The organism is Parvibaculum sp. MBR-TMA-1.3b-4.2 (genome assembly GCF_053628815.1).
The window spans coordinates 2079211-2101663 of the sequence record NZ_JBRJHC010000001.1 but is presented as its reverse complement, the minus strand read 5'-3'; the positions used below and the strand labels follow the sequence as shown (position 1 = coordinate 2101663).

18 protein-coding genes are annotated in these 22453 nt (G+C 62.0%); 9 read left to right on the top strand and 9 right to left on the bottom strand.

Annotated elements, in window-relative coordinates; genetic code table 11:
- Window positions 1-25 precede the first annotated feature (25 nt).
- Entirely contained in the window at window positions 26-2506 is a 2481-nt protein-coding gene (locus ACSSVQ_RS10060) for a PBP1A family penicillin-binding protein (protein WP_454182757.1), read from the top strand.
- A 4-nt stretch (window positions 2507-2510) separates the two neighbouring features.
- Here ACSSVQ_RS10060 and ACSSVQ_RS10055 read toward each other — a convergent pair whose 3' ends face one another.
- A complete protein-coding gene (locus tag ACSSVQ_RS10055) occupies window positions 2511-3695 on the bottom strand; it encodes a multidrug effflux MFS transporter (RefSeq protein ID WP_454182755.1) in 1185 nt (394 codons plus the stop codon).
- 4 nt (window positions 3696-3699) lie between these two features.
- Window positions 3700-4488: a M48 family metallopeptidase gene (locus tag ACSSVQ_RS10050; RefSeq protein ID WP_293328594.1), complete on the bottom strand. Its 789-nt coding sequence runs from the start codon at window positions 4486-4488 to the stop codon at window positions 3700-3702.
- 103 nt (window positions 4489-4591) lie between these two features.
- Here ACSSVQ_RS10050 and ACSSVQ_RS10045 point away from each other — a divergent pair, with 103 nt between their 5' ends.
- Window positions 4592-5029, top strand: coding sequence for a VOC family protein (locus tag ACSSVQ_RS10045; protein WP_454182753.1), 438 nt, complete (start codon window positions 4592-4594; stop codon window positions 5027-5029).
- A gap of 26 nt (window positions 5030-5055) precedes the next feature.
- Here ACSSVQ_RS10045 and ACSSVQ_RS10040 read toward each other — a convergent pair whose 3' ends face one another.
- The 3 genes from ACSSVQ_RS10040 to ACSSVQ_RS10030 form a co-directional block, all read right to left on the bottom strand.
- Complete coding sequence (locus tag ACSSVQ_RS10040; RefSeq protein WP_293328595.1) at window positions 5056-6294, bottom strand: polyhydroxyalkanoate depolymerase; 1239 nt, start codon at window positions 6292-6294, stop codon at window positions 5056-5058.
- 225 nt (window positions 6295-6519) lie between these two features.
- Window positions 6520-8172, bottom strand: coding sequence for a 2-isopropylmalate synthase (gene leuA / locus ACSSVQ_RS10035; protein ID WP_454182751.1), 1653 nt, complete (start codon window positions 8170-8172; stop codon window positions 6520-6522).
- A 340-nt stretch (window positions 8173-8512) separates the two neighbouring features.
- A complete protein-coding gene (locus tag ACSSVQ_RS10030) occupies window positions 8513-9139 on the bottom strand; it encodes an SCO family protein (protein ID WP_454182749.1) in 627 nt (208 codons plus the stop codon).
- Window positions 9140-9301: 162 nt separating this feature from the next.
- Between ACSSVQ_RS10030 and ACSSVQ_RS10025 the strand changes: the two genes are divergently transcribed.
- From ACSSVQ_RS10025 to ACSSVQ_RS10010, 4 genes are all read left to right on the top strand, one after another.
- Window positions 9302-9958, top strand: a complete 657-nt coding sequence (locus ACSSVQ_RS10025) for an ankyrin repeat domain-containing protein (protein WP_454182747.1) — start codon at window positions 9302-9304, stop codon at window positions 9956-9958.
- 78 nt (window positions 9959-10036) lie between these two features.
- Entirely contained in the window at window positions 10037-11143 is a 1107-nt protein-coding gene (locus tag ACSSVQ_RS10020; RefSeq protein WP_293328599.1) for an MBL fold metallo-hydrolase, read from the top strand.
- A gap of 120 nt (window positions 11144-11263) precedes the next feature.
- On the top strand, window positions 11264-12655 hold the full coding sequence (locus ACSSVQ_RS10015) for an ActS/PrrB/RegB family redox-sensitive histidine kinase (protein ID WP_454182745.1): 1392 nt from the start codon (window positions 11264-11266) through the stop codon (window positions 12653-12655).
- 105 nt (window positions 12656-12760) lie between these two features.
- A complete protein-coding gene (locus ACSSVQ_RS10010; RefSeq protein ID WP_167094749.1) occupies window positions 12761-13300 on the top strand; it encodes an ActR/PrrA/RegA family redox response regulator transcription factor in 540 nt (179 codons plus the stop codon).
- A 16-nt stretch (window positions 13301-13316) separates the two neighbouring features.
- Here the strand turns inward: ACSSVQ_RS10010 and ACSSVQ_RS10005 are convergent, their stop codons facing one another.
- The 3 genes from ACSSVQ_RS10005 to ACSSVQ_RS09995 form a co-directional block, all read right to left on the bottom strand.
- On the bottom strand, window positions 13317-13805 hold the full coding sequence (locus ACSSVQ_RS10005; protein ID WP_293328407.1) for an MmcB family DNA repair protein: 489 nt from the start codon (window positions 13803-13805) through the stop codon (window positions 13317-13319).
- A gap of 9 nt (window positions 13806-13814) precedes the next feature.
- Window positions 13815-14747 (bottom strand): phosphotransferase family protein, encoded by a 933-nt coding sequence (locus tag ACSSVQ_RS10000; protein ID WP_454182743.1) that lies wholly within the window; start codon window positions 14745-14747, stop codon window positions 13815-13817.
- A 129-nt stretch (window positions 14748-14876) separates the two neighbouring features.
- Complete coding sequence (locus ACSSVQ_RS09995) at window positions 14877-15998, bottom strand: ferritin-like domain-containing protein (protein WP_293328405.1); 1122 nt, start codon at window positions 15996-15998, stop codon at window positions 14877-14879.
- 311 nt (window positions 15999-16309) lie between these two features.
- On the opposite strand from ACSSVQ_RS09995, the gene ACSSVQ_RS09990 reads away from it, so the two are divergent.
- A complete protein-coding gene (locus tag ACSSVQ_RS09990; protein ID WP_454182741.1) occupies window positions 16310-17623 on the top strand; it encodes an Hsp70 family protein in 1314 nt (437 codons plus the stop codon).
- A gap of 138 nt (window positions 17624-17761) precedes the next feature.
- Here ACSSVQ_RS09990 and ACSSVQ_RS09985 read toward each other — a convergent pair whose 3' ends face one another.
- Complete coding sequence (locus ACSSVQ_RS09985; protein WP_454182739.1) at window positions 17762-18895, bottom strand: ferritin-like domain-containing protein; 1134 nt, start codon at window positions 18893-18895, stop codon at window positions 17762-17764.
- 572 nt (window positions 18896-19467) lie between these two features.
- Between ACSSVQ_RS09985 and ACSSVQ_RS09980 the strand changes: the two genes are divergently transcribed.
- Together ACSSVQ_RS09980 and ACSSVQ_RS09975 are read left to right on the top strand one after the other, a co-directional pair.
- Entirely contained in the window at window positions 19468-21822 is a 2355-nt protein-coding gene (locus ACSSVQ_RS09980; RefSeq protein ID WP_454182737.1) for an efflux RND transporter permease subunit, read from the top strand.
- A gap of 146 nt (window positions 21823-21968) precedes the next feature.
- Entirely contained in the window at window positions 21969-22427 is a 459-nt protein-coding gene (locus ACSSVQ_RS09975) for a tellurite resistance TerB family protein (RefSeq protein ID WP_454182735.1), read from the top strand.
- Window positions 22428-22453 lie beyond the last annotated feature (26 nt).

Here is a 22453-nt window from a genome sequence, read left to right as displayed (position 1 = left end):
CACAAGCGTTCGGGCGGCAGGGCGGATGTTTTCACGCAGGAAGAGCCGGCAAGGCAAACGGCGTCCGCCGCGCGGGCAATGGGACGATGACGGCCCGCGCTTCGCGCTGCCCGGCCTGAAGCCTGTCCGCATGGGAATCGGCGTGAACGATAACGACACCGCTCTCGATGACGATGACGATGCCGCATGGGATGCCTTCTGGCGCGAGGAAGGCCGGGCGGCCAGGCCGCGCAAGCGGAAGGCGAGCGGCGCAAAAAAGAGCGCCGGTACGAAAAAATCCTCCGAGAAATCGGGGCGCAAAAGTTCGGCGGGTAAAAAGCCGGCCCGAAAGACCGCTTCCCGATTGTCTTCGTCCCGTTCTCCCGCGAAAAAGAAACCGGCGCGCAGCCGTACCAAGGCCGCTTCCGCACATGCCGCCACGCAAGGCCGCGTTGCCCGCGGTCGCGCGGCCTCGTCCGGACGTAGCTCCGCGTCGGGCCGGCGCGGAGGCAGCGGGCGCGGCGGTGGACGAGGCGGCGGAAACGGAAGGAGCTTCGTCGGCGCGCTTGCCTATTACATGGCCATCGCCGGCATCTGGGTCGGCATTCTGTTCGGCGGGGCGCTGCTCTATTTCGCGATGACGCTGCCCGATACGTCGGGCCTTTACGGTGTTGACCGTCCGCCCTCGCTGCAGATCGTCGCCGAAAACGGCGACGTGCTGAGCCATCGCGGCGGATTGGGCGGATCCTATATCGCGCTGAGCGACATGCCGCCCTATCTGCCCGAAGCGGTGATTGCCACGGAGGACCAGCGCTTCTACTGGCATTTCGGTATCGACCCCATCGGACTGGCCAGAGCTCTCGTCATCAATCTGCGTGCGGGCCATGTTGTGCAGGGCGGCTCGACCATCACCCAGCAGCTCGCCAAGAACATCTTCCTCACGCCCGACCGCACCATCAGCCGCAAGTTGCAGGAAATGATCCTCTCCGTCTGGCTGGAAATGCGTTTCACCAAGGAAGAGATACTGACGATGTATCTCAACCGAGTTTACCTCGGCGGCGGGGCCTATGGCGTGGGCGCGGCGTCCGAACGCTATTTCCAGAAGCCGGTGCGCGCACTCAATCTGCCGGAAGCGGCCATGCTGGCGGGCCTGCTGAAAGCGCCCTCGCGCTATTCGCCGACCAACGATATCGGCCTTGCGCGCGAACGCGCCGCAATTGTCCTGCATAACATGGTGGGCGCGGGCTACATCACGCAGGAAGAAGCGCGGCTTGCCGAAACCAACCCTGCCAGATTGCAGGGATACACCACGGCGAGTTCCATCAACTATTTCGTCGACTGGGCGGCGCAGAGCCTGTCGGACTATACAGGTCGTCCCGAGACCGACGCGACGGTGCACACCACCATCGATCCCGCCATGCAGCGCGCGGCGGATGCCGCTATCGCCAAGGTCTTCGCAACGGATGCGCCGGGCGCGAGCGTGTCTCAGGTGGCGCTTGTCGCCATGACGCCGCAAGGTGCCGTCCGCGCCATGGTGGGCGGGCGAAATTATGCGTTGAGCCAGTTCAACCGTGCCGTGCAGGCCGAGCGCCAGCCCGGTTCAGCCTTCAAACCCTTTGTCTATCTGACCGCCATGCAGCAGGGTTTCGTGCCCGACAGCGAGTTTACCGACAAACCGGTGACGTATGGCGGCTGGTCGCCCTCCAACTATGAAAACCGTTTCGACGGACGCATGACACTGCGCACGGCGCTCGCGAAATCCGTCAACACCATTGCGGTGCAGGTCGCTCAGCAATGCGGCATTCGTAATGTGATCGCAACGGCGCGCCGTCTCGGTATCCAGAGCGATTTGCCGTCCAATCTCTCGCTTGCGCTGGGCTCGGGCAGCGTCAATCTGCTGGAACTCACCTCCGCCTATGCCAGCTTCGCCAATGGCGGCTTCGGTGTCATTCCGCACGGCATCGAGGAAGTCGATACCGATACTGGTGATCGGCTTTACCGCCGCCAGGGCTCCGGCATGGGCCGCGTCATGGATGACAGAACGCTCGGCTCGATGAACAACATGATGCAGGCCGTCATGATCTATGGCACGGGCCATCGAAACGCGGCGATCGACGGTGTTCCGGCAGGCGGCAAGACCGGCACCAGCCAGGACAGCCGGGACGCATGGTTCGTCGGCTATACGAGCAATCTGGTAGTCGGCGTCTGGGTCGGCAACGACAATGGCTCTCCCATGAAGCATGTCACGGGCGGGACCATCCCGGCGAAGATCTGGCACGACTTCATGGTCCGTACACAAAATATCTCGAAGGCGGGACCGCTCCCCGGCACATGGGCTCCGCCCGCTGCTGAGTCTGCGCCGGCACAGCCGGAAGACAAGCCGCACAAATGGGAAGAACCCGGCTTCTTCGAACGGTTGTTCGGCAGCAGCGACGAGAAGGAAGAGCCCTGGTTTTCCCAATCGGCCAATGGCGGCGTGCAACGCGAAAGCCGACTGAAATCGGGCCATCCGGGTAGCTGGCGATAAGGGATCAGGCCCGGCCGCGTCGCGGTATCCATGCGATCGACGCCGCGCCCAGACCCATCAGCGCGATCATGGCCGCCATGGGCCATCCCGTTTCGCCAAGCGTGTGCCCGACGATAACGCCTGCAATCGCGCTCGCGGTCGATTGCAGGAAGCCGAACAAGGCCGAGGCCGTGCCGGCGATCTCCGGAAAGGGCGTCAGCGCGCCGGCAATGGCTTGCGGCATCGTCAGCCCGACCGATACGCCGTAAACCATCATGGCGCCGACAAGCAGATACCCCGTCCCGTCGATTGCGAGCGCAGCGATGGCAAGTGCGCCGCCTGTACCGGCGGCCGCCGCCCCAAGTTTCAGCGTTCGCTCGAGCCCGACCTCTTTCGACAGCTTCCCGGCCAGCAGCGTGCCCCCGATATATCCGCCGACGATCAGCGCGAAAGACGCGCCGAACCCGATAGGCGAAAAGCCATAGACTTTCTGCAGCACGAAGGACGCGCCGGAAATGTAGGAAAACATGCCGGCCATGCCGAGACAGGCGATGATGAGATAGCGCAGATAGACCGGGTTGGAGAGCAAACGCCGGTAATGGCCAAGGATCGCGACGGGTGCAACGCTCTGCCGGAAAGCGGGCGGCAGCGTTTCGGCAAGCCCGACAAGCGTGATGAGAGCAAGGACAGCGCCCGCCGCGCCCAGAAAGATGAAGATGGAGTGCCAGCCAAGCGCCGCCTGCACGACGCCCCCCAGCATGGGCGCAAGGGCGAGCGCCGCGCCCATCGCCGCGCTCATTCGTGCCAGCATCTGCGCGGCATCTTCGTTCGAATAGAGGTCGCGCACCACCGCGCGCGCCAGCACCACCGATGCCCCGCCCCCCATCGCCTGAGCCAGCCGGAGCGCGATGAGTTGATCGATGTCGGCGGCGAACGCGGCGCCGAGGCTCGCCACGATATAGAGGGCAAAGCCGCCCAGCAGAACGGGTTTTCGCCCGAACCGGTCGGCAAGCGGTCCATAGACGAGTTGCGAACAGGCCATGCCGATCAGAAAGGCGGAAAGCGTGAGTTGCGTTTCGCCGGTCGTCGCCCCGAAATCCCGCTCGATGGAGGGGAGCGAGGGAAGGTACATGTCGGTGGAAAGCGGGCCGACGGCGATCAATGCGGCGAGATAGGCGGTGAAGCTGTGCGCGCCCGGCTTTAGACGCATCGGCTCAGTTGCCGTCGCCGAATTCGCCGGCGAACACGCCGAGCGGTTCGGCGCCATAGCGATGAAGGCCCGGTCCGCTCGTTTCAAGCCAGCGCTTGGAGGTTTCGTAATTGGGGATCGCCTGGCGGACGAGCGCCCAGAAACGCGCACCGTGATTCATATGCCGTATATGTGCCACTTCATGCGCGGCGACATAATCGAGGACATGCGGCGGGGCCATGATGAGCCGCCAGGAAAAGGAAAGCGCCCGGCTGGGTGCGCATGAGCCCCAGCGCGTGGTGGTGTCGCGCACCGTAATGCGCGACGGCCGCACGTCGAACTGTTCCGCATGATAAAGCGCGCGTTCGTTCAGTTCCGCGCGCGCCTGCGCCTTCAACCAGTCGCCCACGCGTCGCTGCAGGAAGGACGTGGCACCCGTTGCGCGGATTTCGGGCAGGCCGCCCGTCTCTTCCGCATCGACGCGCCAGACCGGTCCGTAACGCCGCCGCATGACCGGATCGGACACATGGCGGATCAGATGATCCTCACCCTTGAAGGGAACGACCGCCCCGTCGACGAACGGGACGGGAGGCGGAACCTGACCGAGACGTTCGGCAATCCAGTCGCGCTGTTCGCGCGCGAAAGAAAGCGCCTGCGCGAGACTTCTTTTCGACGGTGCGGTCACCTGCACGGAACCGGCGGCAAGATCCACCCGCACGATGATGCGCCGCGCGCGCGGATTATGCCTGATCGCTACAGGCACATTGCGCCCGTTGATCTGCATGTAGTCGATATGAAGCGGAGCCGATTTCACCTGATACTACGTCCCGGCGTGTCGCTGGTTTACTCTGCGATTTGATGAGGATGCGGAAGCGGCGTTATACGCGTCCGGCGCCACGAATCAAGCAGAGCGAATCATGAATAGAATGCCACGTTTTCATCTTGCTTTCCCAGTCGATGATCTTGCCGCGGCACGTGCATTTTACGGAGGCGTTCTCGGATGTCCGGAAGGGCGCTCCGATACGCAATGGATCGACTTCGATTTGCATGGTCATCAGATCGTGGCGCATCTCGCACCGCGCAGCGTGGCGGAACGACGCGAAGCCGCGCATTGCAACGCCGTCGATGGCGACGACGTGCCCGTGCCGCATTTCGGTCTCATCCTGTCTTGGGAGGAGTGGCATGCTCTGGCGGAGCGGTTGAAACGGGCCGGTATCGGCTTCGTGATCGAGCCGCATATCCGCTTTGAAGGAAAGCCCGGTGAGCAAGCCACCATGTTCTTCCACGACCCCGCCGGGAATGCACTGGAATTCAAGGCATTCCGCGACGAGGCGCAGATTTTCGCAACCGTATGATCGCTCGGCGCGCATAAGCGCGCCGCTTATTTCCGTTCGGCGTGGAGGCTGGTGAAGGCGCGCACACGAGGCGCGATCTCATTGCGCCAGCGCGATCCGTTGAAAACGCCGTAATGGCCGACACCGGGTTGTTCCCAATGCGCTTTCATGGCGTCGGGAAGTTTCTTGGTCAGCTTGTGCGCAGCCTTGGTCTGGCCGACACCGGAAATATCGTCCTTCTCGCCTTCCACCGTCATCAGCGCCGTCTTGGTGATGGCTTCGGGGCGGACCTTGCGCCCGCGATGCATGAACTCGCCCTTGGGCAGCGCATGCTGAACGAAGACGGCATCGACGGTCTGAAGATAGAACTCCGCGGTCATGTCCATGACCGAGAGATATTCGTCGTAGAACTCGCGATGCTTTTCCGCGCTCTCGCCGTCGCCATCGACCATATGCTCGAAGAAATCCCAATGGGCGCTGACATGGCGGTCGAGATTCATGGCCATGAAGCCGGAGAGCTGCACGAAGCCGGGATAGACGAGGCGCATGGCGCCGGGGTGCGGAAAAGGCACCGACATCACGACATTGCGCTCATACCATTCTGTGCCGCGCTCCGTCGCAAGGCGGTTCACCTCCGTCGGGCTTTCACGCGTGTCGATGGGACCGCCCATCAACGTCATGGACAGGGGCACATGCGGATCGTCGTCGTCATGCATCACAGCCACTGCCGCGAAGACCGGCACCGCCGGCTGACAAACGGCCAGCGCATGAACGTCCGGGCCGAGCACATGAAAGATGTCGATCAGGTAGTCGATATAGTCGTCGAGGTCGAACCGGCCCTTGGACAAGGGCACCATGCGCGCATCCACCCAGTCGGTCACATAGACCTCGTAGTGGGGCAGCATGGTCTCGATGGTTCCGCGCAGGAGCGTCGCATAGTGACCCGACAGCGGCGCGACGATCAGCATCTTGGGCTGGATCGTGTTCTTCATCGCCTTTCGATCACGCTCGAAATGAACGAGCTTGCAGAACGGCTTTTCCCAGACCACGTGCTCTCGTACCGGCACGTTCTTGCCGTCGATAACGGTTTCATGCAGCCCGAAAGGCGGTTTGCCGTAGCGCCGCGTCGTACTTTCGAAGACGTCGATAGCGGCGGCCATCGTCTTGTTCATCTGCGTTTCGGCGAAGGGGTTCAGCGGATGCCTCAGCGCCCAGAGCCCCATTTCGGCCGCGGCCCGGTAGGGCGCGATGGTGGCGTGGTTCAATTCGTAGATGTGGTACAGCAAGTTTTCACCTCTCCGACGTTTCCGCCATTTCGGCCCTCGGCGGGCCCTGTTCTTCATGCTGCAGTGCAATATATCCCTAAAATAGGCGTCTGTGGCGCTATGTCCAAGCGCAATTTTTCCACGGCATGAGCCCAGAGACCAATTTTGCAGGCCTTTTGGGGGCAAAGTGCCGGAATATTCCCGAAACCGGGCACGGGCGGGAAGGGCTCCCGCCCGGCTCTATGGTTAACGGGCGGCGGCCCGGTTGGCCGCGCTCACCAGCGCCTTCAGCGAGGCGGTGATGATGTTGGGGTCGAGCCCCACGCCGAACAGATCGCCCGGGTGATCCGGGTCGCCGACCTCGATAAAGGCGGCGGCCTGCGCGTCCGAGCCGGATCCGAGCGAATGCTCGTCATACTGGCGCACCTGCAGGTTCACCGAGAGGGCATTCAGGGCGGCGTCGATCGGACCGTTTCCGAGCCCGGTCAGTTCCTCTTCCTTGCCATGCCGCTTCACGCGCATCTTCACGCCTTGTTTGCCGCCCTCGTCGAAGAGCGTATGGCCGACATATTCGAACGGCTCTTTCGCATTCAGATATTCTTCCTCGAAGATGCGCCAGATGTCGGCGGCGCGGACTTCCTGGCCGGTGAGGTCAGTATATTTCTGCACGGCGGAACTGAATTCCACCTGCAGCCGCCGCGGCATGGAAAGCCCGTATTCGGTCTCCAGCAGATATGAAATGCCGCCCTTGCCGGACTGGCTGTTCACCCGAATGATCGAGTCATAGGTGCGGCCCACATCGCGCGGATCGATCGGCAGATAGGGCACATCCCAGACCTGCTCCTCTTTCTTGCGCGCGCCGAGGCCCTTTTTGATCGCGTCCTGATGGGATCCGGAAAAGGCGGTGAACACCAAATCGCCCACATAAGGGTGGCGCGGATGGATCGGCAATTGCGTGCAATATTCCGCCGTGCGGGCGATCTCGTTGATCTGCGAAAAGTCGAGACCGGGATGCACGCCCTGGCTGTAGAGATTGAGAGCCAGCGTGACGAGGTCGACATTGCCCGTGCGCTCGCCATTGCCGAAGAGGCAGCCTTCCACGCGGTCCGCACCCGCCATCACGGCGAGTTCGGCAGCGGCCACCGCCGTGCCGCGATCGTTATGCGGATGGACCGAGAGGACGATGCCGTCGCGCCGCTCCAGGTTCCTGTGCATCCATTCGATCTGGTCGGCGTAGACATTGGGCGAGGCCATCTCCACCGTCGCCGGCAGGTTCACGATCACCTTGTTGTCGGATGATGCGTTCCAGATTTCCGTCACCGCATCGACGACCTCTTTGGCGAAGTCGAGTTCGGTGCCCGAAAAGACTTCCGGGCTGTACTGGAACGTCCAGTTCGTCTCGGGTTGGCCGGCGGCAAGTTCCTTGATCTGATACGCCGCCTCCGTCGCAATGGCTTTCACGCCCTGCTTGCCCTGGTTGAACACCACATCGCGGAAATTCGGCGCGGTCGCATTATAGACATGCACGATGGCATTCTTTGCGCCGCGCAGGGATTCCATGGTGCGGGCGATGAGCTCGGGACGCGCCTGCGTCAGCACCTCCACGCGCACATCGTCCGGGACCTTTCCCTGCTCGATCAGCTCACGGATGAAGTTGAAATCCGTATCGCTGGCCGACGGGAATCCCGCCTCGATCTCCTTGAAGCCGATCTTTACCAGCAGGTCGAACATGGCGCGTTTGCGCTCGGCATTCATCGGCTCGAAAAGCGCCTGATTGCCGTCCCGGAGGTCCGTGCTCATCCAGATGGGCGGCGTGGTGATCGTCTTGCTGGGCCATTGGCGATCGGACAATTCGACCGGCTTGAACGGCCTGTATTTTCGACTGGGGTCTTGCAACATGGTTCTTCTCGAGATTCAGCGGCCATTTCGCCGCGCATCCATCATGCAATGAAAAGCTTGCAAGAGGATTGCGCCGCGCTGGCGGCGATAAACGAACGGATGGACTGGATATGTCGGAGGGGGATGTTTTCTGCGCTCAAGCGCAGAGCAGCGCACGCGCAAGAAGGCCCGTCCGCAGAAGCGGAAGATCCTGGCCGAGAACAGCGATGTGGCGCGGTGCGTTCATGAGGCGAACATAGGCAGCGCGCAGCATCCGGTCAAGACGATGAATCAAATCATGCGTTGGCGGATGATCCTGCAAATAGGGTAGCAGGGCTGACCTGTTTGGCGGGGCCCCGCTTCAGTCCATCTTCGCTTTCATTGCCTTGGCCATCTCTTCCGGCGTGGCGCGGGTGCCGACGAAGAAGGTGAGGAATTTGTTGTCTGGGCTCATGAAGTAGATATAGGGCGTGTGTTCCATCGTATAGCCGCCTTCCGCACTGGGGTCCTTCACCTTGTCATATTGCGCGCGATAGGCCTTTGCGGCGGCTGCAATCTGTTCGGGCGTACCGGTCAGCCCGACGAGCCGGGGATCGAATTGCTGGATGTAGAGTTTTATCTGCTCCGGCGTGTCGCGTTCCGGGTCGATGGTGATGAATATCGGCTGCACCTTCTTGGCGTCATCGCCCAGCGCATCCATCGCAGCGGCCATCTTGGCAAGATCGGTGGGGCAGACATCGGGGCAATAGGTGAAGCCGAAATAGATCAGCAGGTATTTCCCGCCGAAGCTCTCCTGGGTGACGGTTTGCCCGTCCTGGTTCACGAGGGTGAAAGGCCCGCCGATCTGCGGGGTGCCGGTGGAGACCACGGGCTGGCCGTTGCCGCCGGTGGATACTTGTCCGCCCGAGAGGTGACCCGTGAGCCAGTAGCCGATGCCTGCGATGACGATGAGGGCGCCCAGCGTCAAAATCCATCCCATACGGCTCATCTCGATCCTCCTGTGAAAACCGGCTTGAAGTCTGGCCCTGCCGGATACCGGTGCCCTCGCGCTTGCGGACAAGCGGCGTGAATTGGGTATAATGCGAAAATAGTTTCGCATACCAGTCTCTGGGCAGCGATTAAATCCGCGCCCGGGACGGGTCGCTCACCGATGCAGCAGCTGACAGTCATGACGAACATCAAGCGTATTTCCGTTTCCGCCGCAATGCGCGTTTTTCGCGCGCTCCCCGCCGTACCCTCCGTCGCGCTCTGCGCTGGGCTGGCGGTCGCCGTTCTGCTTCCTGCAGCGCCTGCCGCCCATGCAGCTCCGCCCGGCGCCCCCAGTGCGATCATCAAGGATAACGATATGATCGAAGCCGCCCGAGGCGGCGACCTGGAGGAGCTTCAGCGTCAATTGAATATCGGCGCGTCGCCCAATGAGAGCGGCCGCGACCGTATTCCCGCCATTGTGGTCGCCGCGCAATACGGCCAGGCCAAGGCGATCCGGATGCTGCTGGATGCCGGGGCCGATCCCGATCGCCGCGCGCCTGACGGGGACACGGCTCTGTCCACCGTGGCGCGGAGCGGACGGGCCGATATCGCGCAGATGTTGCTGCAGAAGGGCGCCGATCCCGACCGCTACGGCCCGGACCGCGATGCGCCTTTGCTGATTGCGACGCGGGCCCATCATACCGATGTCGTGGTGGCGCTGATCCAGCATGGTGCCTACCTCGAAGAATCCGATGTCACCGGGCGCACGGCGCTGGATCTCGCCCGCGAGAACCATTTTTCCGACATTGTCGCCCTGCTGGAAGAGGCAGAATCCTGATCGCTACCTCGGTGCCGAATGGGAAGGGGCGGCGCTAGGGGTGAAATAGAGCTTTGGGCTCCCTATTTTAGAACTGTTATGAGTTCCACCAGAAAAACCTTCCGCCCCACCGGTTTTGCTCGCCGCCGCGCCGCGCGCGCGCAGGAGGAAGAGCGTGCCGGAACGGCAGGCTCCCCGCCTGAGCGGCCCTGGCACCACCTGCCGGACGGCACGTTCCGCAATCCCCCGGGATGCGAGAATCGGGGCGGAAAGCAGCGGCTCAAGCATGTCGGGCCCTATTTCCTCGAAATGATGAAGCTCGGCACGAAGAAGGTCGACGTACCGGAAGGGCATGTCGTGCCGCGGGGTGAAGCAGTCCGCGCGCTGGCCGAGCATGCGGAGAGCGATCATGACTTCCTGACCTGGGTCGGCCATGCCTGCTTCCTCATCCGCATGGGCGGCTACACTATTCTGACCGACCCCTACCTCACCACCTATGCGGGTCCGAAAGGCGTGGGGCCAAGACGGTTCGTGAAGGCGGGTGTTCCCGTCTCCGCCCTGCCACCCATCGATCTTCTGGTCATCAGCCACAACCACTACGACCACCTGGACGAACGCGCACTGGCCCAACTGCCGGGCAAGGACCGAATGACCGTGCTGGTGCCGCTGCGTCTCGGCGATTTCTTCCGCGAGCGCGGTTTCGCCAATGTCGTGGAGCTGGACTGGCATGAGTGTCACGAACTCGATGGTCTGGCCGTGACCGCGCTGCCCGTGGTGCATTGGTCGCGCCGCAGCGGCTGGGATACCAACCGCACGCTCTGGGCGGGATTTGCTTTCAAGACAGCAGGCCATCACCTGTTTTTCGGCGGCGACAGCGCCTATGGCCCGATTTTCGAGGAGCTGGGCGAAAAATACGGGCCCTTCGACACGGCGCTGCTCGGGATCGGCGCCTATGCCCCGCGGGAAATGATGCATGCCTCCCACGCCACGCCGGAAGAAGCCGTACGCATGGGTCGGGAACTGAAAGCCTCCCGCCTTGTCGGCATGCATTGGGGTACGGTGCTTCTCACCATCGAGCCCCCCTTCGAGCCCCCGGCCCGCTTCATGCTGGCCGGCACCAATGGCGGCTATGAGCGCGACGATCTCTGGATCATGCGCATCGGGGAAACACGCCTTCTGGCCGGCGACTGGCCCTCCAACCGCTGATCCTCCCGTCCTGGACAAGCGACCCTCTGGACCTGCCGCCTTCCCTGCGGCAGAAAGATCGTCAACGGAACGATTTGAAGGCCCGGATGACAGCTTGTCCGGGCCCCTATGGAGGACTTTATGGCGGACCGCAGCAGCATGAACTGGCTTCGCCGGACCTTTCTTTCCGGCGGCTTGCCCGATGCCGGCGACAGCGCGCGGATCCGCCTGCAAACGCTGGTTGTGTTGCGCTGGATGGCGGTTGCCGGGCAGCTTGTCGCCGTGCTGACCGTCAATCTGGTGCTGGGTTTCCCGCTGCCGCTCGGCCTTTGTCTGGCGGTGATCGCCGCTTCGGCATGGCTGAACGTCTTCCTCACCCTGCGCTATCGTAGCGTGATGCGTCTGCCGGACTGGCAGGCGGCGGTCTATTTCGCCATCGATCTGATGCAGCTTGCCGTGCTGCTTTTCCTTACCGGCGGATTGCAGAACCCCTTCGTGCTTCTTTTCATGGCACCGGTCACCATTTCGGCGACCACGCTGTCACTACGGTCCACGATAGCGCTCCTCCTGCTGGCGCTTGTCTATGTGACGGCACTGGCCACGGTGCATATGCCGCTGCCCTGGGTAAACGGCGAAACACTCGAGCTTCCCCGCCTCTACATCATCGGCATATGGACATCGCTCACCATCGGGCTGGCCTTCATGGCGGCCTATGCCTGGCGGGTCGCGCAGGAATCCCGGCATATGTCCGCCGCGCTGGCGGCAACGCAGGCGGTGCTGTCCCGCGCGCAGCGCCTTTCCGCGCTGGATGGACTTGCCGCGGCGGCGGCGCATGAACTCGGCACGCCGCTCGGGACCATCTCGCTCGTCTCGCACGAGCTGGAGCGTGGCGGGCAGAGCGACACGGAAATGAAGGAAGACCTTCGCCTCATAGCCAGCCAGGCCGAACGCTGCCGGGAAATCCTGTCGCGCCTTTCACGCCAGCCCAGTGCGGACGACATGATCTATTCGCGCCTGCCGCTTCATGCCCTGCTGGAGGAAGTCGTGCGGCCGCATAGCGACATGGATGTGGGCTTCCGGCTCGATGTGGAAAGCGACGAGGCCGATGGCGAGGAGCCCGACCTCTGGCGACGGCCGGAGGTCCTGTACGGATTGGGCAATTTCGTCGAGAACGCAGCCGATTTCGCCGAGAACGAGGTTGCCGTGACCGCGCGCTACTCGCGGGAAGAAATCGCGGTGGAAATTGTGGATGACGGCCCCGGTTTCGGTCCGGACGTGCTGGAGCGGCTGGGCGAGCCCTATGTCACGACACGGCCCCGGCGCAAGGGCGCACCTGCCGATCCGGAGCATTCGCATCAGGGGATGGGGCTCGGTTTCTTCATCGGCAAGACCCTGCTGGAGCGGACGGGCGCCACCGTCGATATCGGCAATCGAGAGGACGGCCCAAGAGGCGCGCGCGTCCATGTGGTCTGGCCCCGCCACCTCATCGAGGCGGACCCCGCCTTTCCCGAGCGCGCAGCAGGCGGTGAGTAAGGGAAAGCCCCAACTTGGCTTGGCGAAGCTGAAAGCCTACAGTCAGACCATCTGAATTGGAGATCCGAAGACGTGCCAGAGACTGAAGACAATGCACCCGGCGAGATGCCGTTTCTGCCCGAAGACAAGACGCTTCTGCTTGTCGACGACGACGTACCGTTTCTGAACCGTCTGGCCCGTGCCATGGAAACCCGCGGTTTTCAGGTCAGTACGGCTAATACGGTGAAAGAAGGCAAAGGCCTCGCCCGGACGATGAAGCCCGGATATGCCGTGGTGGATATGCGCCTGGAAGACGGCAATGGCCTCGATGTCGTGGAAGCGCTGGAAGAGGCCCGTCCCGAAGCTCGTATCGTGGTGCTGACGGGCTACGGGAATATCGCCACCGCCGTCACCGCGGTGAAGCTCGGCGCGGCGGACTATCTGTCCAAGCCGGCCGATGCCGACATGATCGAAGCCGCCCTTCTCGCCAAAGGGGCCGATCATGCCGATCCGCCCGAAAATCCCATGTCGGCCGACCGTGTGCGTTGGGAACATATCCAGCGTGTGTATGAGCTTTGCGACCGAAACGTCTCGGAGACGGCGCGCCGCCTCAACATGCATCGCCGCACGCTGCAGCGCATTCTCGCCAAGCGCGCGCCGAAGTAAATTCACGGGCTGGATTTTACAATTCTTCCGGATCGAGAAAGCGGTGCACCCGCCGCGCAGTGATGCGCGCGAAGTGCAGGGTCAGCTTCCTGCGTCGTGCTGCGGGTAGCGGATCATGCGGTGACTCCCGCAATATCTCCGCGCCGTAGCGGTCGGCGACGACGAGGCCCACTTCCTCCGGTAGCACCTCTTGTGGAAACTCCGGCGGGACGGCGAAATAGAAGCGGTCGCAGAATTCCAGATAGTCTTCCCATTTCGAATCCGCCCGGAAGTCGGCAAGGCTCGACTTGATCTCGAAGACATGAATCTCGTTCTTTGGGCCGAGCGCCATGATGTCGACGCGCCGTCCCGTCGCGAGCGGGATTTCCGTCGCCGCGACGAACCCCATCTGCGCAATGAGGCGGCTGCACCCGCGCTGCACCGCTGCCGCGGTCGGCGATTGCCGCCCGTCGAACAGCATGAAGGGATCGTCTTCGTTTTCCGGAATGTCTTCGTCTTTCGCCATGGCGATATCTTATGCGATCCCGGCCGCTTCCATCGCATGAACCAGCGCGGCGCGCCGGCGCATGCCCTCTCGCGGATGGCCGGAATGTCCCTCGATGGCAAGTGTGCAAAGCGCATTGGCGGCCATCGCCATGCGGATGCGCTTCATCGACACGTCCCGGTCTGCCCGGGCTTCATACCCACGCAGCACCGCCTCGCCCATCGGTCCGAAGTTTTCCAGATGCCGGAAATCCGTTTCGGGCAGCGACCAGCCGCTTTCCGCCAGGTCGACAAGGCCAAGCGCCCCCGGCCGCGCTCGCCCTGTTCCGAATGTCTTGTGCGTGCCCGTCTCGCCAAGGATGTTCGACAGGTTCAGGTCACCATGCGCGAAAACAAGCGGACCCGTCTCAAGCTCTGCCGCCCATGCCTCGGCCAGCCGTTCCGCCATGAGGCGCTCGTCGGGCTGGCCCATCCGGTGCGCGGCCAGGCCGATGGAACGGGCGACCGTATCGCCGAGCTTGAGGCCGGCTTCCTTCGCCAGCCGGGTCGTCATCTCGTGAAACTCCGCGATGGCGGCCCCGATCCGCTCGCCGATTGCATCGCGCGTCTGGACGGGAGCAAAGACGAGCCGCTCTGCGGCAAGCGGCGCGCCTTCATGCGCGCTTATGTGAAGCCATCCGGCATGGAGACTGCCGCCGCTTTCCAGATCGCAATGGCCAAGAAGGCGGGGCAATGAGAAATGCGTTCCCTGCAGGTCGGAAAGCGCTTCATAGGCGATCGCCTCGCGGCGGAAGATCGCTTCCCCCGATCCGAGACCCCCGCCCGTCCGGCGCACAAGTTTCAGAAGGCTCCCGTCGCCGAGCCGGTAGACGCTGCTCCACAAGCCCTCGGCCAGCAGCCGGGCCTCGCCCGGCGGGAGGTCCGGTATGTCGGGAAGGCCTGTCAGTCTTGAATCGATGTCCATGGGCGTCAGTCTAGTGAGCCCCGCCCGCCACGGCAAAAGAAGAGGCGGCACGCCATCTCTGGCGGCCGCCCATAGTGTTCCCTGATGACCCCGCCTTCTTGGTCGGACGGGTGCCGGCAGAACCGGGGCCTATTCGGCCGCGACACTCGCCGTCGGGTTCTTCTTCCCGAAATTCACGGTGCGGAGGAAAGAGATACCCGCCTCGGCGATGTCGTCGCCGACCATGCGGTCGTCCTCGTCTTTCAGCTCGTCCATGTCCACATAGGTGGCATAGAAGGCCTTGGTGCGGTCGGTGATGATGCCCGCCTTGAGCAGCGTCTTCACCAGAACGCGGAAGACGTTGGCCGCGTCCTTCATGCCTTCGCGGCGGTCTTCGTCCGTAACGGCTTCCAGCATCTCGGCCTGAACCTGCTGCCAGTCGAGACCGAAATCGGCATAGATGAGCTTCTTCTGTTCCGGGTTCACCAGATTGAAGAGCAGCGTCTGGAAGACGTTCGCGGCCCAGTCCTCGATGATGTCGCGCTCGTCCTGCGAAAGCTTCGGGATGGTGCGGTCTGCCCAGATCTTGCCGAACTTGTGGTGGAACGCTTCGTCCGTCATGGCGAGCTGGCAGAGCTTCACCAGCAGCGGGTCGCGTGCCGTGTTGAAGAACGTCGCGAAGGTGCCCATGGCAAGGCCTTCGACGAGAAGCTGCATGCCGACGATCTTTTTGTAGACTTCCTTGGCGTTGACCATCTCGGAGAGGAGGTTCGCCAGCGTCTCGCCGCAGGGAAGCGGCTTGCCGAAGCGCGCCTGCACATATTTCGCGAACGCCGTCACATGGCGGGCCTCTTCACGGGCCTGATTGGCGGCATATTCCTGTGCGCCGGGATCGAGCAGGATGTGGCAGAGCGAGGCGGAGAGGTTCATCGCCCCCTGCTCGCCATGCAGGATCGCGGACATCATCCAGCGCGCCGTCTCGTTGACGAAACGCACCTTCTCCTTTTCCGACAGCGCTTCGAAGCAGGGGAGCTTCAGCTCCGGCACCAGCTCCGGATCGATCATCATCTCGTTTTCCTGATCGAAGGGCTCGGTGAAGTCGATATAGCGCGGATCCACCGGATCCCAGAAATGGTCGTGGGTCGCGGAGATGATCTTGTCGAAAGCGCTGGAGCGACGATTGTAGCGCTCCGTGTCCATCATGGCCTGGAAGTCGTCGGGCGAGACGGCGTCATAGGCATTGTCTTTGGTGATCTGGCGGACGTCGGTCATTGCGTTGTCACTCCTGTGCATCCAAGTAGTAAGGCGTTGTTCGGCCGGTTCCGCATTCCCTCGCCGGCTAAATCTCACAATCGGAGTGTGGGTATTTGTGCGCCGCACACACAACACAAAAATGACGGGTGCGTCATTTTGCGCAGGATGAGGCGCTGGACCGGACCGCGGGCAGGTGCCCCTCGACAAAAAGGGGTAACTTCTGTATCTGTCGCGGCCCTTTAGCCTCCGGAACCCCCGGAAATCCTTGGAATGTATTGCTGTGACCGAGGGGATGCCCCCGTCCGGTCAGACGGATACGAGGTGATTTCATGTTCATTGGTCTCGACTTCGGGACGACCAACAGCGCGCTGGCGGTTGCGTCTCCGCAAGGCCCTGCGCGGCTCGTCCCGGTTCAACATGAGGGGGCTGAGTTCGATACCTTTCGCTCGATCCTCTATTTCGACAATGAAGAACGCGAGGAGAGCGGTCGGCTTCACGCCTTTGCCGGGCCAGCCGCGATGGATGCCTATCTGGATCGGGGAGGCGACGGCCGCCTCATTCAGTCGGTGAAATCCTATCTCGCCAATCCGAATTTCACCGCGACCAATATTTTCGGCACGCGCTACACGCTTGAAAATCTCATTGGCTTCATTGTCACGCGGCTGATCGAGGCGACCGCAGAAACCGATACGCTGAACGAGGCCATGCGGTCGGGTCCGGTCGTGGTCGGACGGCCCGCGCGCTTCGTCCGCAACAGCCTTGGCGTACCCGACGAGGGTCACGACCGGCTCGCTGTGAAGCGGCTGGGCGAGGCGTTGCGGGGCATCGGGATTCCCGACGTGCATTTCGAATTCGAGCCGGTGGCCGCTGCCCATGCCTATGAGGCCTCGCTGGATCGCGACGAACTGGTCCTCATCGGCGATTTCGGTGGTGGCACCAGCGATTTCTGCCTGCTGCATGTCGGCCCCGGCACGCGCGGGCTCAGGCAGCGCGGCGAGACGATTATCGGTGTTTCCGGCGTCGGGCTTGCCGGCGACGCTTTCGATGCACGCTTGATCGAGCATTGCGTCGCCCCGCGTCTTGGCAAAGGCACTTCTTATGAAAGCGGCGGCAAGACGCTGCCGGTCCCGTCATGGCCCTATGACACGATGAAGCGCTGGCACGAGCTGAGCCTCATCAACACCGGCAAGACACGTCGCATGCTCGCGGAAATCGGCCGTACGGCGGAGGCCGCCGACCAGGTGGCGGCCCTCGCCAACCTCATCGAGGAAGAGCAGGGCTTTGCATTGAGCCGGGCCGTGGAGGCGACCAAGATCGACCTTTCGGCGGGAGACCGGGCGAATTTCCACTTCGATGCTGCCCCGATCCGCATCGATGCGGAAGTGACGCGATCCGATTTCGAGGCATGGATTGCGCCGGAGCTCGGCGCCATTGCCGAATGCGTCGACGGGCTGCTCGAGGAAACGGGGACGGCGCCTTCCCGCGTGGACCGTGTCTTCCTGACCGGCGGCTCCTCCTTCATCCCGGCCGTCCGCCAGCTCTTTGCGGACCGCTTCGGAGGGGGGAAGCTGGCAAGCAGCGGCGAACTTACCTCGGTTGCCACCGGTCTCGCACTGGCGGCACGGCAGCGTTTTCTCGACTGACAAAACAGCACGCGCCGGAGCGGGCGGCTCTTTCTCGAGCAAACAAAAAACGGCCCGCCGAAGCGGGCCGTTTAAGGATCGAACTGACGGTCGGCTGGAGGGAGTAGCCGTCCCGCCTACGCAACAAGCAGACGAATCTTACTCGGCTGCGGAAATCGTCACGTCTTTCAGCGCATCGGAATTGGCGCCGAAATTGATCGTCTGCAGGAAGCGAATGCCTTCTTCGGCGATGTCGTCGCCGACCATGCGCTCGCCTTCGTCCTTGAGCTCGTCCATGTCCACATAGGTGGCATAGAAGGCCTTGGTGCGGTCGGTGATAATTCCGGCCTTGAGTAGCGTCTTGATCAGCACGCGGAAAATATTCGTGCCTTCCTTCATGTGCTCGCGGCGGTCGTCATCGGTGAAGGCTTCCAGCATCTCCGCCTGGACCTGCTGCCAGTCGAGGCCGAACTCGGCATAGATCACCTGCTTCTGTTCCGGGTTCACCAGGTTGAACAGCAGGGTCTGGAAGCATTCCGCCGCCCAGTCTTCGATGATGTTCTGCTCATCTTCGCTGAGGTTCGGAATGGTGCGGTCGGCCCAGATCTTGCCGAACTTGTGGTGGAACGCTTCGTCGGTCATGACGAGCTGGGTGAGCTTCACCAGAAGCGGATCGTTGGAATTGGCATAGAGCGTCGCGAAGGCGCCCATGGCGAGGCCTTCGACCAGCATCTGCATGCCGACAATCTTCTTGTAGACCTCCGGCGCATTCACGATGTCGGTCAGCAGGCCGCCCAGCGTGGAGCCGACCGGAAGCGGCTTGCCCCAGCGGGCCTGGATGTATTTCGCGAAGGCCGTCACATGGCGCGCTTCTTCGCGCGTCTGGTTGGCGGCATATTCCTGCGCGCCCGGATCCTTCAGGATGTGGCAGAGGCTGGCGGACAGCGCGAGCGCGCCGGCTTCGCCATGCAGGATGGAGGAGAGCATCCAGCGCGCGCTCTGATTGGCGAACTTCACGCGCTGCGCCTCGGAGAGGGCTTCGAAGCAGGGCAGCTTGAGTTCCGGCATAAGCTCTTCCGGCATCACCATCTGCGTGTCGAGGTCGAAGCCTTCCGTGAAGTCGATGTACTTCACGTCGAGGGGATCCCAGAAATGGTCGTGCGTGGCGGAAATGATCTTGTCGAACGCCGTGGAACGGGCGCCATAGCGATCGACTTCCATCATCGCGGGGAAATCTTCGGGCGCTACGGCATCGTAGGCGTCGTCTTTCGTAATCTGCCGGATTTCGGTCATGGATCCCTCCAATGGTCGGCGCGGCACCAGGGAGGCCGCATCCGCATAAAAACGAATCCGCCGCCTTTCCGGCGCCGGACTTACAACTTTGTTGCTAGTAAGAATAAGTGCGAAAGCGGCCGGGTCAAGGTCAAAATGACGCACCCGTCATGTTTATTCGGGCCGACGGGATGAAATTCTGGAGTCGAAAGCTTGGCTTTTACAAAAATGCTTTAGCTGTGCTAATAAGAATGCGTGCAAACGCTCCGCAAAATGACCGGGAGGCGGTCATGGAGGAAAAGAGAGCGGGCATCCAAGGGAGGGGAAATCCCCTGAGATCGACGGTTATGACGTTGCCGCACCGGCACCGATCCGGTCCGGGGACGTGTGTGACCGTTCGGGAGGGGGGCTTTCATGATCCGTCCGCGAGACGGCATATCCCCGACAAGTTGAAGTGGCCGTCGAGCCGTACCAGGGATGACGGTTTTCTCTGATTGAGGAAACCGGATCCATTCCGCGGCGACCGGCAGTACGCAGATGAAGCGCCGCGCCCCGAAGAATGAGGGCCGGGCTTGGGGAACGGGTAGAGTCTAATGATTAAGTTTCTTGAGAATCTTGTCTTTCGCCTTCGTGCCGTAATCTTGCTTGCGTTGCTCGTCGCCACGGCAGTCGCGGGGTATTACGCGATGAACCTGCGCATGACCGCGGGCTTCGACAAGCAATTGCCGCTCGGTCACGAATACATCCAGACCTTTGAGCAATATCGCGATCAGCTCTTCGGGTCGAACCGCATCATCGTGACGCTCGAGCCGACTGAAGGCACCATCTGGACGAAGAAGTTTTTCAAGGTCTACAAGGACCTGACCGACGATATCTTCTTCCTGCCCGGCGTCGCGCGTCAGACAGTGACCTCGCTCTGGACGCCCAACACCCGCTACATCGAAATCACCGAATACGGCATCAGCGCGGACGACGTCATCTCCGGCAAGGTGACGGCGGATACGATGACGCAGGATGCCCTCAAAAAGGTGCGGAGCAACGTCATTCGCGGCGGCTTCGTCGGCAAGCTCGTCTCCGACGATTTCAGGTCGGGTATGGTGGTCGCAGAGCTGCAGGACTACGACCCTTCGACCGGCAAGAAGCTCGACTATTTCGATCTGGCTGCGAAGCTCGAAAAGCAAATCCGGCAGAAATACGAGAACGACGACTTCAAAGTCAGGATCATCGGCTTTGCGAAGATGATCGGCGATATCGCCGACGGCGCGGAATCGGTCGTTAAGTTCTTCGTCATCGCGTTCCTTCTCACCGCCCTGTCGGTCTATCTCTATTCGCAGTCGATCCAGCTCACGACAGTCACGCTCTTTGCCTCGCTCACATCGGTGGTATGGCAATTCGGCTTGCTGGAAGTGCTCGGATACGGGCTCGACCCATTGGCTGTGCTGGTTCCATTCCTGGTTTTTGCCATCGGCGTCAGTCACGGCATTCAGCAGATCAATCTGATCACGGCGGAACTCGCAGGAGGCGCAACGGCGGAAGAAGCTGCGCGGTCGAGCTTTTCGGGTCTTTTGATCCCGGGATCCATGGCGCTGATCACCGACCTTGTGGGCTTCGGGACGCTCTATCTGATCCCCGTTCCGATGATCCGCGAACTCGCCATCACCGCCTCTATCGGTGTGGCGCTCAAGATCATCACCAACCTTGTCATGCTGCCCCTCTTGGTCAGCTATTTCCGCTTCCCTGACAATTTCACGCACCGCATTCAGAAGGCGCGTGAAACCAGGCTCAAACTCATGCGTGTGATCGGCAAGGTGGCGCAGCCCAAAGTCTCGATCATTATTCTGTGTTCCTCGTCGGTGCTTCTGGGCTATGCGGTTTACAAGGGCAGTCAGCGCCATATCGGCGCGCTGCATGCCGGCGCCCCCGAACTTCGGGCGGATGCGCGTTATAATGTGGACAGCCGGGCTATCGCAGATCAGTACGCGCTGGGGCTCAACGTGCTTACCGTGGTGGTCGAAACGCCCCCCGACGGGTGTGTGAGTTACCCGGTGATGGAGTTCCTGAACCGTTTCTCCTGGGCCATGCAGAACGTGCCGGGCGTAACGGCGGTCGGCTCGCTCCCCTTCGCGATCAAGGGGTCGGCCGCGGGCTGGAACGAAGGCAACCTGAAATGGAAGGACATTCCGCGTGACCGCGCGGCCCTTGCCCAGGCGGCCAACACCGTTCCGAATGCCAGTGCGCTCTTCAATCAGGAGTGCACGGTTATGCCCCACATGATCTATCTGAAGGATAGCAAGGCGACGACCATTCACAGGGTCGTGGCCGCTGTGAAGGACTGGCGCGCCAAACATCATATGGACGGCGTCGAACTGCGTCTGGCTTCCGGCAATATGGGCGTCCAGGCGGCTGTGAACGAGGAAGTGGAGGAGACCGAGCTTCCGATGATGATGTGGGTCTATGCCGCCATTATCGCACTCGTCACGCTGACCTATCGTGATTGGCGAGCCGTCATCGCATGCTGCGTGCCGCTCACCTTTGCGACGTTCTTCGGCTACTGGTTCATGCAGGTCCTGGAGATCGGCCTGACCGTGGCGACCCTGCCGGTGATGGTGCTGGCGGTGGGTATCGGCGTGGACTACGCCTTCTACATCTACAACCGCATCCAGTTCCATCTGGCCGAGGGGCTGAACATGACCGATAGCTTCCAGCGTGCGCTGGAGGAGACCGGCATGGCCGTCTTCTTCACCGCGCTTACCCTGGCGATCGGTGTGTCCACCTGGGCGTTCTCGGACCTCAAGTTCCAGGCGGATATGGGCCTGCTTCTCGCCTTCATGTTCATGATCAACATGGTGATGGCGATTGCACTCCTGCCTTCGCTGGCTGTGGTGCTGGATCTGATATTGCCGCGTGGCCGGGCCGTTCAAAAAAAGAAGAACATTATGGCTCACTAACCACGACCATGCGTCAATTTGGGCCGCTGCCGGATTTTCGGTGGCGGCCTTTTCTTTTGTGAAACGGCGCGAGCCGCGCTAGATTGCCCCGCAAAATCTAGGAAGGCCGCGCCTCAAGGCGGTCACGCCAGCAGGGGAAGACATAGATGTTCGAGAAAATCCGCAATGCTCTTCAAAAGGGTCTGACGACAACCGGGAACGTGCCCATGAGCCCGGAAGCCAAGCAACTGGCGGCGGCAGCCCTGCTCGTCGAGGCCGGGAACCGGGACCGCGAGTTCACGGACGGCGAACGCGAGGCGGTCAAGCGGGCCATTACCGAACATTTCACGCTCAATGCCGATGAGGCCGCCGATCTCCTGAAGGTCGCCGAGGAGCGCGCCAAGGTCGGTATGGGCGAATACATCTTCACCAAGGCGGTTCAGGAAGGCTTCAATCCGGAAGAGCGCGGCCAGGTCGTCGAGATGCTCTGGGAAGTCGCATTGTCCGACGGCACGCTGCACCGGATGGAAACCGTGATGATCGAGACGCTTGCCAAGGAAGTGGGGTTGAGCGCGAGCGAATGCGCCTCTGCCAAGGAACGCGCCGCCGCGAGGCTTGGCCACTAAGGCAAGGGATACGGCAATCAAAAAGG

Bases quoted from the DNA above. Each gene is read 5' to 3' on its own strand.
- ACSSVQ_RS10010 (WP_167094749.1), top strand. From the start codon at position 12,761: ATGCCGTTTCTGCCCGAAGACAAGACGCTTCTGCTTGTCGACGACGAC.
- ACSSVQ_RS10015 (WP_454182745.1), top strand. From the start codon at position 11,264: ATGGCGGACCGCAGCAGCATGAACTGGCTTCGCCGGACCTTTCTTTCC.
- ACSSVQ_RS10020 (WP_293328599.1), top strand. From the start codon at position 10,037: ATGAGTTCCACCAGAAAAACCTTCCGCCCCACCGGTTTTGCTCGCCGC.
- ACSSVQ_RS10045 (WP_454182753.1), top strand. From the start codon at position 4,592: ATGAATAGAATGCCACGTTTTCATCTTGCTTTCCCAGTCGATGATCTT.
- ACSSVQ_RS09975 (WP_454182735.1), top strand. From the start codon at position 21,969: ATGTTCGAGAAAATCCGCAATGCTCTTCAAAAGGGTCTGACGACAACC.
- ACSSVQ_RS10060 (WP_454182757.1), top strand. From the start codon at position 26: ATGTTTTCACGCAGGAAGAGCCGGCAAGGCAAACGGCGTCCGCCGCGC.
- leuA (WP_454182751.1), bottom strand. From the start codon at position 8,172: ATGTTGCAAGACCCCAGTCGAAAATACAGGCCGTTCAAGCCGGTCGAA.
- ACSSVQ_RS10000 (WP_454182743.1), bottom strand. From the start codon at position 14,747: ATGGACATCGATTCAAGACTGACAGGCCTTCCCGACATACCGGACCTC.
- ACSSVQ_RS09985 (WP_454182739.1), bottom strand. From the start codon at position 18,895: ATGACCGAAATCCGGCAGATTACGAAAGACGACGCCTACGATGCCGTA.
- ACSSVQ_RS09995 (WP_293328405.1), bottom strand. From the start codon at position 15,998: ATGACCGACGTCCGCCAGATCACCAAAGACAATGCCTATGACGCCGTC.
- ACSSVQ_RS09990 (WP_454182741.1), top strand. From the start codon at position 16,310: ATGTTCATTGGTCTCGACTTCGGGACGACCAACAGCGCGCTGGCGGTT.
- ACSSVQ_RS09980 (WP_454182737.1), top strand. From the start codon at position 19,468: ATGATTAAGTTTCTTGAGAATCTTGTCTTTCGCCTTCGTGCCGTAATC.
- ACSSVQ_RS10030 (WP_454182749.1), bottom strand. From the start codon at position 9,139: ATGAGCCGTATGGGATGGATTTTGACGCTGGGCGCCCTCATCGTCATC.
- ACSSVQ_RS10055 (WP_454182755.1), bottom strand. From the start codon at position 3,695: ATGCGTCTAAAGCCGGGCGCGCACAGCTTCACCGCCTATCTCGCCGCA.
- ACSSVQ_RS10025 (WP_454182747.1), top strand. From the start codon at position 9,302: ATGCAGCAGCTGACAGTCATGACGAACATCAAGCGTATTTCCGTTTCC.
- ACSSVQ_RS10005 (WP_293328407.1), bottom strand. From the start codon at position 13,805: ATGGCGAAAGACGAAGACATTCCGGAAAACGAAGACGATCCCTTCATG.